Here is a 14,902-nt window from a genome sequence, read left to right as displayed (position 1 = left end):
CCGGGGCCGCCGTCCACCGCCGCCCTCTCACCCGATCGAGTGACACGCGGAGTTGACGCTTCCCCGGTCCTGAAAACGCCGGTGGCGGGCCCCCGACCTGAGTCGGGGGCCCGCCACCGGGACCATCGCGGTGCTCCGCGCGGAAGGACGACGTCCTTACGCGCGCAGGCTCGCGCCCGTCCGCTCGACGGCCGCCGCCACCGCCGCGTCACGGGCCGCGCTGGCCTCGTCGGCGGTCAGCGTGCGGTCGGCCGCGCGGAAGCGCAGCGCGTACGCCAGGGACTTCTTGCCCTCGCCGACCTGCTCGCCGGTGAAGACGTCGAAGAGGCGCAGGTCCTCCAGGAGCTCGCCGGCGCCGGAGCGCAGGGCCGCCTCGACGTCGGCCGCCGGGACGGCGGAGTCGACGATCAGGGCGACGTCCTGGGTCGCGACCGGGAAGGTCGAGATGCGCGGGGCGGGCACCACGCCCGCACCGGCCCGCTCCAGGCGGTCCAGGTCGATCTCCATGGCGGAGGTCCGCTCCGGCAGGCCCAGCGCCTTGATGACGCGCGGGTGCAGCTCACCGGCGTTGCCGACGAGCACCTCCGCGCCGTCCACGACCGCGAGCAGCGCGGCGCAGCGGCCCGGGTGCCAGGGCGCCTGCTGGTCCTGGCGGACGATCAGCTCCACGCCCGCCTCACGGGCCACCAGGCGGCCCGCCTCGACGGCGTCGGCCCAGGTCGCCGGGCGGCCCTTGCCCCACCAGCCGGCCTGCTCGCGGGCGCCCGCGAGGACCACGGCAGCGCGACGCGGCTGCTCGGGCAGCGCGGCGTTCAGCGCGGCGATCTCCGCGTCGGTCGGGCGGCGGTCGACGGGCAGCCGGGCGGCCGGCTTCTCGTCACCGGTCGGCCGGAAGACCAGGCCGGTCTCGAAGAGCGCCAGGTCGTGCGCGCCGCGGCCGTCGTTGCGCCGCAGCGCGGACAGCAGGCCCGGCAGCAGCGTCGTACGGAGCGAGGGCTCCTCGTCCGAGAGCGGGTTGACCAGCTTCACCGTACGGCGGCGCGGGTCGTCCGCCTCGATGCCGAGCTGGTCGAGCACCGCCTCGCCGATGAATGGGTAGTTCAGCGCCTCGACGTACCCGGCGCCGGCCAGCGCGCGGCCGGCCCGGCGGTGCAGCCGCTGCCGCTCGGTCAGGCCGGTGCCCGCGGGCGGCGTCGGCAGCGTGGAGGGCAGGTTCTCGTAGCCCTCCAGCCGGATGACCTCTTCGGCGAGGTCGTTCGGGTCGGTCAGGTCGGGGCGCCAGGACGGCACCGTGACCATGAGCTCGTCCTGGCCGTACACGTCGCAGCCGACCTGCTGCAGGCGGCGGACGACGGTCTCGCGGCCGTACGCCACGCCCGCGACCTTGTCCGGGTGGTCCGCCGGGATGGTGATCGTGTGCGGCCCGCTGGGCGCCACGATCTCCGTCACGCCGGCCTCGGCGGTGCCGCCCGCGAGCAGCACGAGCAGGTCGACGGTCCGCTGCGCGGCGGCGGACGCGGCCTCGGGGTCGACGCCGCGCTCGAAGCGCTTGGACGCCTCGGAGGACAGCTTGTGGCGGCGGGCCGTGCGCGCGATGGTCAGCGCGTTGAAGTGCGCGGCCTCGATGACGACCTCGGTCGTGCCCTGGCCCTCTACGTGGTCGGCGATCTCGGTGTTGGCACCGCCCATGACGCCCGCCAGGCCGATCGGCCCGCGGTTGTCCGTGATGACCAGGTCCTCGGCGTCCAGGACGCGCTTCGTGCCGTCCAGCGTCGTGATCTTCTCGCCGGGCTCGGCGCGGCGGACCCCGATCGGGCCCTCGACGAGGGACCGGTCGTAGGCGTGCAGCGGCTGGCCCAGTTCGAGCATCACGTAGTTGGTGACGTCGACGGCGAGCGAGATCGGCCGCATGCCGGCCTTCTGCAGGCGGCGCTGCAGCCAGATCGGCGAGCGGGCCTCGGGCTGGAGGCCGACGACCGTACGCGCGGTGAAGCGGTCGCAGCCGATCGGGTCGGTGACCTTGACCGGGTAGCCGTAGCTGTTCGGCGGCGGCACGTCCAGCAGCGCCGGGTCGCGCAGCGGCAGGCCGTACGCGGTCGCGGTCTCGCGGGCGACGCCGCGCATGGACAGGCAGTAGCCCCGGTCCGGGGTGACCGCGATGTCCAGTACCTCGTCGACCAGCTCCAGGAGCTGGATCGCGTCGGTGCCGACCTCGATCTCGGGCGGCAGCACGATGATGCCGTGCGAGCCGTCGTCACCCATGCCCAGCTCGTCGCCGGAGCAGATCATGCCGTGCGACTTCTTGCCGTACGTCTTGCGCGCGGAGATCTTGAAGCCGCCGGGCAGCGTGGCGCCCGGGAGGACCACGACGACCTTGTCGCCGACGGCGAAGTTACGGGCACCGCAGACGATCTCCTGCGGCTCGCCCGTGCCGTTGGCCTGGCCGACGTCGACCGTGCAGAAGCGGATCGGCTTCTTGAAGCCCTCCAGCTCCTCGATCGTCAGCACCTGGCCGACGACCAGCGGACCCTCGATGCCGGCGCCCAGCTGCTCGACGGTCTCCACCTCCAGACCGGAGGCAATCAGCTTGGTCTGCACGTCACGGCCGGTTACCTCGGCCGGCAGGTCGACGTACTCCCGCAGCCAAGAAAGCGGGACCCGCATCAGATCTCCATCCCGAAAGGCCGGGTGAAGCGCACGTCACCCTCGACCATGTCTCGCATGTCCTCGACGTTGTGGCGGAACATCAGCATCCGCTCGATGCCGAACCCGAAGGCGAATCCGCTGTACTTCTCCGGGTCGACGCCGCAGGCGGTCAGCACCCGCGGGTTGACCATGCCGCAGCCGCCCAGCTCGATCCAGCCCTCGCTGGAGCACGTACGGCAGGGGTTCTCCGGGTCGCCCACGGACGCGCCACGGCAGACGTAGCAGACCATGTCCATCTCGGCGGACGGCTCGGTGAACGGGAAGTAGTTCGGGCGCAGCCGGGTCTCCATGCCCTCGCCGAACAGCGCCTGCACCATGTGGTCCAGGGTGCCCTTGAGGTCCGCCATGGTCAGGCCCTCGTCGATGGCGAGCAGCTCGACCTGGTTGAAGACCGGGGTGTGGGTCGCGTCCAGCTCGTCGGTGCGGTAGACGCGGCCCGGGCAGATCACGTACAGCGGCGGCTCGCGGTCCAGCATCGAGCGGATCTGCACCGGCGAGGTGTGCGTGCGCAGCACCACACCGGTCTGCTTCTCGTCACCGTCGGCGGCCGACTCGACGAAGAAGGTGTCCTGCATCGTGCGGGCCGGGTGGTCCGGGGCGATGTTCAGCGCGTCGAAGTTCAGCCACTCCGACTCGACCTCGGGGCCCTCGGCGACGGAGTAGCCCATCGCCACGAAGACGTCCTCGATGCGCTCGGAGAGCGTGGTGAGGGGGTGCCGGGCGCCGGCCTGTACGCGGTCGTACGGCAGCGTGACGTCCACCGCCTCCTCGACCAGCACGCGGGCGTCCCGCTCGGCCTCCAGCTCCTCCTGGCGGACCTTGAGGGCCTGGTTCACGCGGCCGCGGGCCTGGCCGACGCGCTTGCCGGCGTCCGCCTTGGCGTGCGGGGGCAGGGCGCCGATCTCCCGGTTGGCGAGCGCGAGCGGCGAGGTGCCGCCGGTGTGGGCGGTCTTCGCGTGAGCGAGCTCGTCGAGGTCGGTCGCGGCGGCGAACGCGGCGAGCGCCTCGTCCGTCATGCGCTCGATCTCTTCCGGTTTCAGGGCCTCGACCTCAACAGGGTCGTACGACTTATTGGGTGCGGACATCTCTTCCCGTGCTTCCGGTGGTCTTGGCGCGCGGCTTGCCCCCGACGCTTGAATGCCAAAGGTGCCAAAGGTCAAGTCTAAGGGGCATCGCTGCCACGCCTCACCGACGCCCCTGGCAGGACGGCGCCCGTCGGTCCCGCTCAGGCCATGAAGGCCGGGGTGCCGACGGGCAGGGTAAATCGGAACTGCGCGCCGCCGGCCGGGGCCCGGCCGACCGTGATCGTGCCGCCGTGGGCCTCGACGATGCCCTTGACGATGTACAGGCCCAGGCCGGTGCCGCCGCGCTTGCTGCCCCGCCAGAAGCGGGTGAAGACGCGGCTCATCGACTCCTCGGGGATGCCGGGGCCCTCGTCGCTCACGGTGACGGTCGTTCCCTCCGTGCCGGTCGTCATGGGTGTCGGTGCCACCTCGATGGTGACCGTTCCCTCGCCGTGCCGCACCGCATTTTCCAGCAGGTTGCCCAGTACCTGATCGACCTTGTCCGGATCGGCCCACATGTCGGGGAGCGGTTCCAGCATGCGGATCAGGAAGCGGTCCGGGCGCTGGCCCGCCGTGATCTGCGCCTGGACGTGCCGCCGTACCGCCGAGGCCATGTCGACCCGCTGCCGGCGCACCTCCAGCCGCCCCGAGTCGATCCGCGAGATGTCCAGCAGCTCGGCGATCAGCCGCGTCACCCGGTTCGCGTCCGCGTCGACGGTCTCCAGCATCAGCCGCTTCTGATCGTCGGTGAAGCGCTCCCACTTCTGCAGCAGGGTCGCGGTGAAGCCCTTCACGGAGGTCAGCGGCGAGCGCAGCTCGTGCGCGACGGTGGCGATCAGCTCGGCATGGCTCAGCTCCGTACGCCGCCGCGCCTCGGTGCCGCGCAGCGTGACGACCAGGCGCCGCACCGAGCCGAGCGGCCGGTCGCGTACGTACCGTGCCGAGACCAGCAGCTCCCGGCCGCCGAGCACCAGATTGCGCTCCGGCTGGCCGGTGCGGATGGCCAGCCCGCCGTACGGGTCGGTCAGCTGCCACCAGCGGCGGCCCTCGATGTCCTGCAGCGGCAGCGCGCTCTCCAGAGGCAGCCCGAGTACGTCACCGGGGTCGACGGCCGTCAGCCGCGCGGCGGCGGCGTTGAAGCACACCACCCGGCCGCTCTCGTCGGCCACCACCAGGCCGTCGGGCAGCTCGTCCGGATCCAGCCCGGCGGCCGGCCCTGCCGGGTCGTACGGGAGCGGAGGGTTCTCGCCGGGGTCGCCGGAGAGGCAGATGTCCACCACGGACGCGCGAGTGCCGGAAGTCCGCACATTCATCCCGCTGCCCCCTTCCGATGTGGGCACGCCACCCTACTAGCCCGCGACGGCGGAGCGGCACCCTCCGGGCGTGCGCTGGGCGCGCGCGGAGGCGTACAGGCACACCGCGGCCGCGGTCGCGAGGTTCAAGCTCTCGGCCTTGCCGTGGATGGGGACGCGCACGACCGCGTCGGCCAGCGCCCGGGTCTCCTCCGGGAGCCCCCATGCCTCATTGCCGAAGATCCAGGCCGACGGGCCGCCCATCGTGCCCGCGTCCAGCTCGGCGTCCAGATCGTCCTCCCCCGCGCCGTCCGCCGCCAGGATGCGTACGCCCGCGCCCTTGAGCCCGTCGACGACCCGCTCGACCGGGACGCCGACGGCGACCGGCAGATGGAAGATCGAGCCGACGGAGGCCCGTACCGACTTGGGGTTGTACAGGTCCACGGAGGCATCGGTCAGCACCACGGCGTCGGCGCCCGCGGCGTCCGCGCAGCGCAGTACCGTGCCGGCGTTCCCGGGGTCGCGGACGTTCGCCAGTACGGCGACCAGCTTGGGCCGGGCGGCGAGGATCTCCTCGAAGGGCGAGTCCAGGAAGCGGCAGACGCCGACCAGGCCCTGCGGGGTCACGGTCTGCGAGAGGTCGGCGATGGTGTCGTCGTCGGCGAGCAGGACGCGCACCCCGGCGTCCTGCGCCGCGGCCACGATCGCCTCGTGCCGCTCGGCCGCCTCGGGCGTGGCGAAGACCTCGATCAGCGTCGGCTCGCCGCCGCTGCTGTGCCGGACGGCCTCTCTGACCGCCTGCGGTCCCTCGGCGATGAACCGGCGCTCCTTGCCGCGGAAATTGCGGCGGGCCAGCCGCCGGGCGGCGGCGACGCGTGCGGAACGCGGGGAGATCAGCTCGGGGGTGCCCATGGGCGGCGGCTCACTTCGTCGTAAGGGGTGGTGGTGCAAAACGGCGGCGGACCCGCAGGCCGGGGGCCTGCGGGTCCGCTCGACGACTTCCTCAGGCTGAGGTTCAGGCAGCCTTGGGAGCGTTCACGTCGCTCGGCAGCGCCTTCTGCGCCACCTCGACCAGCGCGGCGAACGCGTTCTGGTCGTTGACCGCGAGGTCGGCCAGGATCTTGCGGTCCACCTCGATGTTGGCGGCCTTCAGACCCTGGATGAAGCGGTTGTAGGTCATGCCGTTGGCGCGGGCAGCGGCGTTGATGCGCTGGATCCACAGCTGACGGAAGTCGCCCTTGCGCTTCTTGCGGTCGTTGTAGTTGTAGACGAAGGAGTGGGTGACCTGCTCCTTGGCCTTGCGGTAGAGGCGCGACCGCTGGCCGCGGTAGCCGCTGGCCTGCTCGAGGATCGCCCGGCGCTTCTTGTGAGCGTTGACTGCCCGCTTGACGCGTGCCACTTGTTAACTCCTTGTAGCGGGGCCGTGGTGGTCGGCACACGGCCCGATTCGATTCAGGTCCCGGTCGAGGTCGCGCGCCGCCTTTCCAGGGGCGCGGCGACTCACTTGCCGAGAAGCTTCTTGATCTTCTTGGCGTCGCCCGGGGCCATCTCGGCGTTGCCGGTGAGGCGACGCGTCAGCTTGGACGACTTGTGCTCGAGCAGGTGGCGCTTGCCGGCGCGCTCGCGCAGCACCTTGCCGGAGCCGGTGACCTTGAAGCGCTTGCTGGAGCCGCTGTGCGTCTTGTTCTTCGGCATGCGCCGTTCTCTCCTCGTCGGTGGCGCTCCCGCCGGCCGGTGGGCCGGCATACGGGAGCGTCAGTTGTTTCGGTTGGTGTCCGGGGCGGTGACCCCGGCGCTCTCCGGGGCGTACGCCCCTGGATCACGCCTCGGCGGGCTCCTCGGCGGCCTGCTCCTGCTCGGCAGGGGCAACACCCTGGCGCTCCGCCTTGCGGGCGGCCTGCGCCTCGCGGGCCTCGGCCATCGCCTCGGTCTTCTTCTTGTGCGGACCGAGGACCATGATCATGTTCCGGCCGTCCTGCTTCGGGTTCGACTCGACGAAACCGAGGTCCTGGACATCCTCCGCGAGCCGCTGCAGCAGCCGGAAACCGAGCTCCGGACGGGACTGCTCGCGACCACGGAACATGATCGTGATCTTGACCTTGTCACCCTGCTTGAGGAACCGGACGACGTGACCCTTCTTGGTGTCATAGTCGTGCGGGTCGATCTTCGGCCGGAGCTTCATCTCCTTGATGACCGTGTGCGCCTGGTTCTTGCGCGCTTCACGGGCCTTCATGGCCGACTCGTACTTGAACTTTCCGTAGTCCATGAGCTTGCAGACCGGCGGACGGGCGTTCGCCGCCACCTCGACCAGGTCGAGGTCGTACTCCTGCGCAAGCTCCAGGGCCTTGGCAAGCGGCACAATGCCGACCTGCTCGCCACTGGGACCGACGAGTCGCACCTCGGGGACGCGAATCCGGTCGTTGATGCGGGGCTCGGCGCTGATGGATCCTCCTCGGTTTAGCACCACACGACCGCCTGGCGGACAGCCGCGTAACGTCTTTTCGGTGTGACCATCTCGCCGGAACACGCAAAAACGCCCCGGACGGGACACACGCGGGGCTCCTCAAAAAGATCGGGGAGCACCGCCGCGATGTCACCGCGGGGCGCAGCCTGACCGTGACCCGCCTGCCCTGGGGGCTGGAATCGGGTGGGAGATCGGAGCCTCCACTTGTGGGCCGGACACATAGGTGACCGGCCGGTCGAAGTCAATGGTACATGACCCGGGCGGGACCTGTACCGGCCTCCGCTCGTACGGCCTCCGGCGGGCGCGCGGGGCGCCGCCCCACGCGCGGGCGCGGGCGCGCCGGGGCCTACTCTGAGGGCAGCGCACCGGCCGCACGGAGCGGGCGCACCGATCGTACGGACAGATAGAGAGCCATGAGCGACGCCACCCCTCCCTCCTCCGACTCCGCAGCCGCCCCGGACGCGCAGCCCGCGGACTTCGACGCGATGACCCGCGACATCGCGGACGTGCCGGCCGTCGAGGTGATCACGACGGTCGCGGTGCACCTGATGAGCTCGGCCGCGGTCAACCTCGGCCTCGCCGAGGAGGGCGAGCAGCACAAGGACCTGGACGAGGCACGCAAGCTGATCCACGCGCTGGCCGGGCTGGTGACCGCGAGCGCCACGGAGATCGGCTCGTACCACGCCGCGCCGCTCCGGGACGGGCTGAAGTCGCTGCAGCTGGCCTTCCGCGAGGCCTCGGTGGTGCCGGACGAGCCGGGCCAGGGGCCGGGCGAGAAGTACACCGGGCCGGTGTTCGGCTGAGCGGCCCGCCGGAGACGGTATGACGGTGGCCCCCTGATCCACGGAGTGCGTGGATCAGGGGGCCACCGTCGTGTGGGCGGTCAGATCGCCGAGCGTTCGTCCGCGGGCGGTTCGTCCGCCGGATGCAGCGGGCTGTACGGGGTGTGGGTGAGCCGGTGGGCCAGGGCCGCCAGCACGCCGCCGATCAGCGGCGCCACGATGAACAGCCAGAGCTGGGAGAGCGCGCCGCCGCCCGCGAAGAGCGCCGGGCCGAAGCTCCGGGCGGGGTTCACGGACGTACCGGTGAGCGGGATGCCGATGAGGTGGATGGTGGCCAGCGCGATGCCGATGGCCAGGCCGTCGAAGCCGACCAGGGCCACCTTGTGGGTCACCGCGAGGACGACGAAGACCAGCAGGAACGTGAGCACGATCTCGGCGACGAACGCGCCGCCGAGGTTGATGTGCACCGCCGAGCGGTCGGCGAAGCCGTTGCTGCCGAAGGCGCCGTCGGTCTTCAGGCCCGGCACCTGCTTGGCCACCAGGAAGAGCAGCGCGGCGCCGACGATGCCGCCCAGCAGCTGGGCGATCCAGTACTCGACTGCCGTACGGACGGTGATGCGGTGGGCCACCAGCATCCCGAGCGTCACCGCGGGATTGACGTGGCAGCCGGAGATGGGGCCGAGCGCGTAGGCCAGGGCCAGCAGTGTGAAGCCGAAGGACAGGGCGATGCCGAAGGTGCCGATGTACTCCCCGGCCAGCACGGCAGAGCCGACCGCGAAGAACACCAGGAGCAGCGTGCCGAGGAACTCGGCCACGACCGAGCGGGTCTCCGGGGTGTCCATGGTGTCCATGCAGGGCCTTCCTCGAATGGATCTTGCACCTGCTGCGATTGTGCGTCCGTTCCGAGGTCACCGCCTCTCGAGGCGCCGCCCGAAGCGCCTGGTGGCGGCCGGTCAGCGGCTGAAGAGCGGGGCGCCCTGCGGGGTCGCGTCCGGCGCCAGGAGGGCCAGGTCGAGGCCCTTCACCAGGCGCTCGCGCAGCACGTCGTCCGAGGCCAGCGCGTTGGCCAGGCGCTGCGCGACCTCGCCGGCGGGGGCGTCGGGGGCGAGGCCGAGGGCGAGCGTGGCATCGGTGTCGGCGGACGCCGCCAGATGGGCGACCCGGACCCCCGGCTCGTTCGCGAGGACCGTCCGCAGCGCGTCGGTGACGGCGGGGTCGGCGAGCGGATCGCCGGTGGTCCGGCCCTCGGCGAGGGCGCGCAGGGCCGCGCCGGTCAGCGGGTACGTCACGGGGCCCGCGACGTCCACGACGATCGTGTCGGCCTTCTCGTGGGAGGCGGCGAGCAGTGCCTGCTGGAGCGGTACGGCGACGGGGCGGGCGTCCGGGCGCCAGCGGTGCAGGGTCTCGATCGACGTGAAGGCGGGGAGCGCGCGGCGGCCGTCCGGGGCCTGCAGGGTCGGCACGGCCATGTCGCTGGTCTTCTCGCGCTGGAGCCCGTCCGGTCCGGTCTCCACCTCTCCCAGCAGGGCCACCACCGGTACGAGCAGCCGGGCGCCCTTGAGCGCGGCGAGCAGCCGGGGCTCGGCGGCGGGGTCCGTACGGTCACCGGACCAGGCGGCGAGGGCCGCCGTCAGCTCGGGATCGGCGGTGCCGTCGTCGTCGGAGAAGCCGGGGTCGGGGATGTTCTTCAGCGTCACGCGCTTGAGCCTATCGGCCGCGCCGTCGGCGGCCGGACGGGGTCAGACGCGGCGGCGCCAGAGCAGTACTGACGTGGCCACCAGGGCGGCGCCCGCGGCCGTCGCGGTCCAGGGGAGCCAGGAGCCGGTGCTGCTCGACGAGTGGCCGTCGGGGCCCGCGCCGAAGTAGCGCTTCGTGTACGTGGTGCGGGCGCTCTTCAGGAGCTCGGTGGGGGCGCCCTTCTTGATGGCCGCCGCGGGGTCCACCAGGCCCGCGCCCACGTCGTCGTTGCGGCCGTGTGCGGGGGTGTCCTGGGCGGTCTCGGTGAGGAGTTCCTTGACCTGGGCGGGGCTCAGGCCGGGGTGGGCCGCGCGGATCAGGGCCACCGCGCCGGAGACGTAGGCCGAGGCCGCGCTCGTGCCCCAGCCCTCGTAGTACTTGCGGTCCGGGTTGGCGATGACGACGTCGACGCCGGGGCCGCTGACCGTGGCGTACCAGCGGCGGGTGGAGAAGCGGGCGCGGGTGCCGTAGCGGTCCACCGCGGTCACCGCGATCACGCCGGGGTAGGCCGCCGGGTAGGAGACGTGGTCGCCGTGCTGGCCGCCGTTGCCCGCCGAGGCGACGACCGGGACGCCCTTGCGCAGCGCGTACTGGACGGCGGCGTCCTCGCGCGGCTCCGGGTGCGCCGAGTCGCTGTCGTCGCCGAGGGAGAGGTTGATGACGTCGGCACCGTGGTCGACGGCCCAGCGGATGCCGTCGGCGAGGGCGTTGGCGCGCTCGGTGCGGGCCTTCTTCCGCTCCGGGTCCGCGTCTTCGAGGATCACGCGGACCGGCAGGATCTTCGCCTCGGGCGCGATGCCGAGCACGCCGTCGGATTGGCCGTGGCCGTGCCCGGCGATGATCCCGGACATCGCCGTGCCGTGGTCCGCCCAGGTCTTGTCGCCGCGCTCGGCGCCGAAGCCGATCAGGTCCTTGCCGGGGAGCACCTGGCCTTTGAGGTCGGGGTGGGTGGCGTCCACGCCGGTGTCGAGGACGGCGACCGTGATGCCGTCCCCCTTGGTCGTCCCCCAGGCATCTTCGACGTGCAGGGCGTCCAGCGCCCATTCCTGTGTGCGGATGCCGTCGGCCCGGGCGGGGGCGACGGTCAGGGCGGCCACGGCGGTGGCGGTGAGCGCGACGGCGAGCGCGCGGGGCGTGCGCCGGACGGCGCGGGTCCGGAGCGTCATCCGTCCGCCTCCGTGGCCTTGGCCAGCTGCGCGCGGAAGGTGCGCTCGATGCCGTCCGCGACCCCGGCGGCGTCGTGGCCGAGTCCTGCCTGGGCGGGCGCGGAGGTGGCGCCGGTACGGGTGGCCTCGTCGGCCGGGCGCGGGTCGGGTACGGCGCGGCCGTCGGCGAAGCCGGAGACCGCGTACACGACGAAGGGCGCGTCGGGCAGCACCTGGACGCGCCAGCTGGCGCGCTGGTCGGGCCCGAAGTCCGCGGCGGGGGTGCCCGGGGCGGTGTACGGGCGGGGCATCAGGTCGCGGCGGGCGGCCAGCCGCTCGGTGCTGAACCGCTTGTTCAGGGCGCGCATCCCGGCGAGGTCGGTCCTGGTGGTGACCACTCCGACGGTGATCACGCTGCTGTGGGTGGCGTCCACGTAGTCCGCGCGCAGCAGGCGCTTGCAGCCGGCCGGGGCCAGCGCCTTGGCCAGCAGCGGGTCGAACGCCTTGGTGCAGCCGCTGTCGGGCGCGACCGCGATGCGGTGCCAGGTGCGGTCCGCGCCCCCGGGACCGGCGGCCGTGCCCTGCAGCGTCTGCGGGAAGAGCGCGCGCACGGGGACGCTGTGCCACAGGTCGCGGGCGTCGGTGAACGCGGCGGCCGCGGCCTGGTCCCCGCCCGGTCCCCCGGCGAGCCAGCTGCCGGCCGCGGCCCCGCCGATGAGGCCGAGTCCGAGGACGAGGCAGGCGGTGGCGGCGGCCGTGCGCAGCGCGTGGCGGCGCGACGGGGCGACCACGGTCGGCGCGGTGGCAGTCGGGACGGGGGCAGTCGGCGGCGTGACGGGCGGGGCGGCGGGATTGCCGAGCGGTCCCTTCTCCGGCGGCAGCGGCGCGCGCGACGCGGCGCGCTGCCTCTGGGGGGACGTTTCCGCTGGAGGCGGTCCGACCGGCGGTCCGGCCGGCTGCGCGGCCGGTGCGGCCTTCGCGGCCGGTGCCTTGGCGCCCTTCGCGCCGTGCCAGTTGGCCGCTCCCTGGGCGAGGTGGAAGGACGCGGTGTCCCGGTAGCCGGGCGGCGCCGGACGGCTGGGCTTCGGCGGGACCGGGGGCGGGGGCGGCACGGCGGTGGTGTCCGGTGCGGATTCCTCGCGGGCGGCGTCCGGGGCGGCTGCCGGCCGGTACGGCGGTGGCGGAGGTATCGAGGGCACGCGGCGCCGGCCGACGTAGTTCGCTTCGGTGCTCACCCGCGCTCCCCCTCGCGCAGTTCTGCCCCGTGCCCGGGCGGCGTGCGGGGCGGGACGTCATATGGATCAGACCAGGTGCCGCGGGTCTGCGGGCCGCGGCCTGCGCCACTTTACGGGCTGTCGCGCCCCCTGCCGCAACTCGTGTCCGGTACCGGTCCCCTGGGTGTGTCCGGTCTGTCGCGATCTCTCCCCTACCCTGCGGTAATGCGGTCTGGCAGGCTGCCGTCATGCACCGGTTCTCCTCAGATTCCCATGATCTCGGGGCCCGTTACGACCGGGCCACCGCTCATCTCGACGCACCGCTCGCCGTCGTCGACCTCGCGGCGTTCGATGCCAACGCCACGGATCTGGTGCGGCGCGCGCACGGCAAGCCGGTGCGGGTGGCGAGCAAGTCCGTACGCTGCCGCGCCCTGCTGGAACGCGTGCTGGCCCGGGTCGGGTTCGCCGGGATCATGAGCTTCACGCTCGCGGAGTCGCTCTGGCTGGCCCGCTCCGGCTTCCACGACGTCCTGCTGGCCTATCCGTCCGCTGACCGGGCCGCGTTCGCCGAGCTGGCGGGCGACCCGAAGCTGGCCGCCGCGGTGACGGTACTGGTCGACGACGTGGCGCAGCTGGAGCTGATCGACGCTGCGCGGGGCGGCGGCCGGGCGGAGATCCGGGTGTGTCTGGAGCTGGACACGTCCTTCCGGACGGGCGGCGGCCGGGTACGGGTGGGGGCCCGCCGCTCGCCGCTGCGCGACCCGGCACAACTGGCTGAATTCGCGCGGCTGGTGGCGCGCCGCCCGGGCTTCAAGGTCGTCGGCCTGATGGCGTACGAGGGGCATGTGGCGGGCGTGGGGGACGCGGTGGCGGGGCGGCCGCTCTTCTCCCGTTCGGTGCGCGTCATGCAGGCCGCGGCGCGCAAGGAGCTGGCGCGGCGGCGCTGGGAGGCGGTGCGCGCGGTGCGGGCCGAGGCGCCGGACCTGGAGTTCGTCAACGGCGGCGGGACGGGCAGCGTGCAGCACACCGCGGCGGAGGCGGCGGTGACGGAGGTCGCGGCCGGTTCGGGGCTGTATGTGCCGCGGCTGTTCGACAACTTCCGTTCGTTCAGCGGGCGTCCGGCGGCGCTGTTCGCGATGCCGGTCGTACGGCGCCCCGGGCCCGGCGTGGTGACCGTACTGGGCGGCGGCTATCCGGCGTCCGGCGTGGCGGGCCCGGACCGGCTGCCGGAGCCGTATCTGCCGGCGGGGCTGGCGTACGACCCGCAGGAGGGGGCCGGCGAGGTGCAGACCCCGCTGCTGGGCGCGGCCGCCGACCGGCTGCGGATCGGGGACAAGGTGTGGTTCCGGCACGCCAAGGCCGGTGAGCTGTGCGAGCGTTTCGACGCGCTGCGGCTGGTGGACGGGGACCGGGTGGTGGCGACCGTACCGACGTACCGGGGCGAGGGGCAGACGTTCCTGTAGGGCGCGGGACGGGGCGGCGCGGGCCGCCCCGTACGCGTCACACCGTCGGCTTGATGCCCTTGAGGATCTTGTCCATGTCGGCGAGCGGCGGGGCCTGGCCGCCGACGTCGAAGTGGAAGCGGACGACGACCATGGAGCCGGAGCCGCCGGGCGAGGGGAAGGCGACGGACTGGGCGATGCCGTCCGGGCCCTTCTTGTTGGTGACCTTCCAGCGCACCAGGTAGCCCTGCCGGCCCGCGACGGTCACCTTCTCCGACTTCAGCTCCTCGTGCTGGTCGATGCCGCCGTACTTGTCCTTGTCGTCGTACTGGTCCTTGCCGTAGGTCTCCTCGACGTGCTTCTCGATGTCGGCCTTGGCGATGCCCTTGGCGGTGGTCTCGGTGAAGCCGGCCGCGGTCTCGGAGAGGACCTTGCCGCGCATGCACTGCTCGGTGAAGTCGCCCTTGCACTCGTACGGACCGATGTACATGTCCATCTCGTTGCCGAAGTCGTCCTTGTGCCAGCCGTCCAGCACCGGGATGGCGATGCTGTTCAGCGCGTCGACGAGGGTGTCCTCGTCGTCGGTGGGGGCCGGCTCGGGCGCCGCGGAGGTGGTGGCGGGCTCGGGCGACGGGCTCTCGCTCGCCGTGGCCGTGGGGCGGGGCTTCGGGTCGTCGTGCGGCTCGTCGCCGCCGAGCGCGACGGCGATGCCGATGCCGGCGGCGGCCACGACGGCCACGGCACCGGCGATCGCGGCGATCATCGGGCCGCGCTTCCGGCCACCGCCGCCCTGCCCCGGACCACCAGGCTGCGCGGGGTCGTACCCGCCGGGCGCGCCCTGCGGGTATCCGTAGCCCGACTGCTGCTGCGGATACCCGTAGGCGCCCGGCGTGCCCTGCTGCGGATACCCGTACGCCGCCGGGGCGGCAGCCTGTGCCGCGCGGGTGTGGTCGGTCCAGGCCGAGCCGTCCCACCAGCGTTCGGGCGCGGGACCGTTGCCTGTGTGCCCGGGGTCCGGGTACCAGCCCGGCGGTGTCGTCATGCTCACGCCGGACA

At 73.0% G+C, this 14,902-nt stretch carries 14 protein-coding genes; 2 read left to right on the top strand and 12 right to left on the bottom strand.

Annotated elements, in window-relative coordinates:
• Positions 1-156: 156 nt before the first annotated feature.
• The 7 genes from pheT to infC all read right to left on the bottom strand — a co-directional run bounded on the left by pheT (position 157) and on the right by infC (position 7,529).
• A complete protein-coding gene (gene pheT, locus AB0I82_RS20085; RefSeq protein WP_363258656.1) occupies positions 157-2,664 on the bottom strand; it encodes a phenylalanine--tRNA ligase subunit beta in 2,508 nt (835 codons plus the stop codon).
• Positions 2,664-3,791, bottom strand: a complete 1,128-nt coding sequence (gene pheS / locus AB0I82_RS20080; RefSeq protein ID WP_363258655.1) for a phenylalanine--tRNA ligase subunit alpha — start codon at positions 3,789-3,791, stop codon at positions 2,664-2,666. The genes pheT and pheS overlap by 1 nt, the downstream gene beginning before the upstream one ends.
• A gap of 140 nt (positions 3,792-3,931) precedes the next feature.
• Positions 3,932-5,083: an ATP-binding protein gene (locus AB0I82_RS20075; protein ID WP_363258654.1), complete on the bottom strand. Its 1,152-nt coding sequence runs from the start codon at positions 5,081-5,083 to the stop codon at positions 3,932-3,934.
• Between the two features lie 36 nt (positions 5,084-5,119).
• Positions 5,120-5,974: an RNA methyltransferase gene (locus AB0I82_RS20070; RefSeq protein ID WP_363258653.1), complete on the bottom strand. Its 855-nt coding sequence runs from the start codon at positions 5,972-5,974 to the stop codon at positions 5,120-5,122.
• A gap of 103 nt (positions 5,975-6,077) precedes the next feature.
• Entirely contained in the window at positions 6,078-6,461 is a 384-nt protein-coding gene (gene rplT, locus AB0I82_RS20065; protein WP_030251930.1) for a 50S ribosomal protein L20, read from the bottom strand.
• A gap of 101 nt (positions 6,462-6,562) precedes the next feature.
• Positions 6,563-6,757 (bottom strand): 50S ribosomal protein L35, encoded by a 195-nt coding sequence (gene rpmI, locus AB0I82_RS20060; RefSeq protein WP_030616321.1) that lies wholly within the window; start codon positions 6,755-6,757, stop codon positions 6,563-6,565.
• 124 nt (positions 6,758-6,881) lie between these two features.
• Complete coding sequence (infC, locus tag AB0I82_RS20055; protein WP_223734011.1) at positions 6,882-7,529, bottom strand: translation initiation factor IF-3; 648 nt, start codon at positions 7,527-7,529, stop codon at positions 6,882-6,884.
• Positions 7,530-7,939: 410 nt separating this feature from the next.
• Between infC and AB0I82_RS20050 the strand changes: the two genes are divergently transcribed.
• Complete coding sequence (locus tag AB0I82_RS20050; RefSeq protein ID WP_030251939.1) at positions 7,940-8,329, top strand: DUF1844 domain-containing protein; 390 nt, start codon at positions 7,940-7,942, stop codon at positions 8,327-8,329.
• Positions 8,330-8,409: 80 nt separating this feature from the next.
• Here AB0I82_RS20050 and AB0I82_RS20045 read toward each other — a convergent pair whose 3' ends face one another.
• From AB0I82_RS20045 to AB0I82_RS20030, 4 genes are all read right to left on the bottom strand, one after another.
• Entirely contained in the window at positions 8,410-9,159 is a 750-nt protein-coding gene (locus tag AB0I82_RS20045) for an MIP family channel protein (RefSeq protein WP_363258650.1), read from the bottom strand.
• Between the two features lie 102 nt (positions 9,160-9,261).
• On the bottom strand, positions 9,262-10,005 hold the full coding sequence (locus tag AB0I82_RS20040; protein WP_363258648.1) for an SseB family protein: 744 nt from the start codon (positions 10,003-10,005) through the stop codon (positions 9,262-9,264).
• 42 nt (positions 10,006-10,047) lie between these two features.
• The gene (gene mycP, locus AB0I82_RS20035; RefSeq protein WP_363258646.1) at positions 10,048-11,211 is read right to left on the bottom strand and encodes a type VII secretion-associated serine protease mycosin; all 1,164 of its coding nucleotides are present in this window, start codon (positions 11,209-11,211) and stop codon (positions 10,048-10,050) included.
• Entirely contained in the window at positions 11,208-12,425 is a 1,218-nt protein-coding gene (locus AB0I82_RS20030) for a hypothetical protein (protein ID WP_363258644.1), read from the bottom strand. The genes mycP and AB0I82_RS20030 overlap by 4 nt, the downstream gene beginning before the upstream one ends.
• 227 nt (positions 12,426-12,652) lie before the next feature.
• On the opposite strand from AB0I82_RS20030, the gene AB0I82_RS20025 reads away from it, so the two are divergent.
• Positions 12,653-13,867, top strand: a complete 1,215-nt coding sequence (locus AB0I82_RS20025) for an amino acid deaminase/aldolase (protein WP_363258642.1) — start codon at positions 12,653-12,655, stop codon at positions 13,865-13,867.
• Between the two features lie 37 nt (positions 13,868-13,904).
• Here the strand turns inward: AB0I82_RS20025 and AB0I82_RS20020 are convergent, their stop codons facing one another.
• On the bottom strand, positions 13,905-14,888 hold the full coding sequence (locus AB0I82_RS20020; RefSeq protein ID WP_363259070.1) for a DUF2510 domain-containing protein: 984 nt from the start codon (positions 14,886-14,888) through the stop codon (positions 13,905-13,907).
• Positions 14,889-14,902: the final 14 nt, after the last annotated feature.

Origin of the sequence: Streptomyces sp. NPDC050315 (assembly GCF_040655775.1) — a bacterium.
Lineage (GTDB): Bacteria > Actinomycetota > Actinomycetes > Streptomycetales > Streptomycetaceae > Streptomyces.
This window is presented reverse-complemented; position numbering and strand designations above follow the sequence as displayed.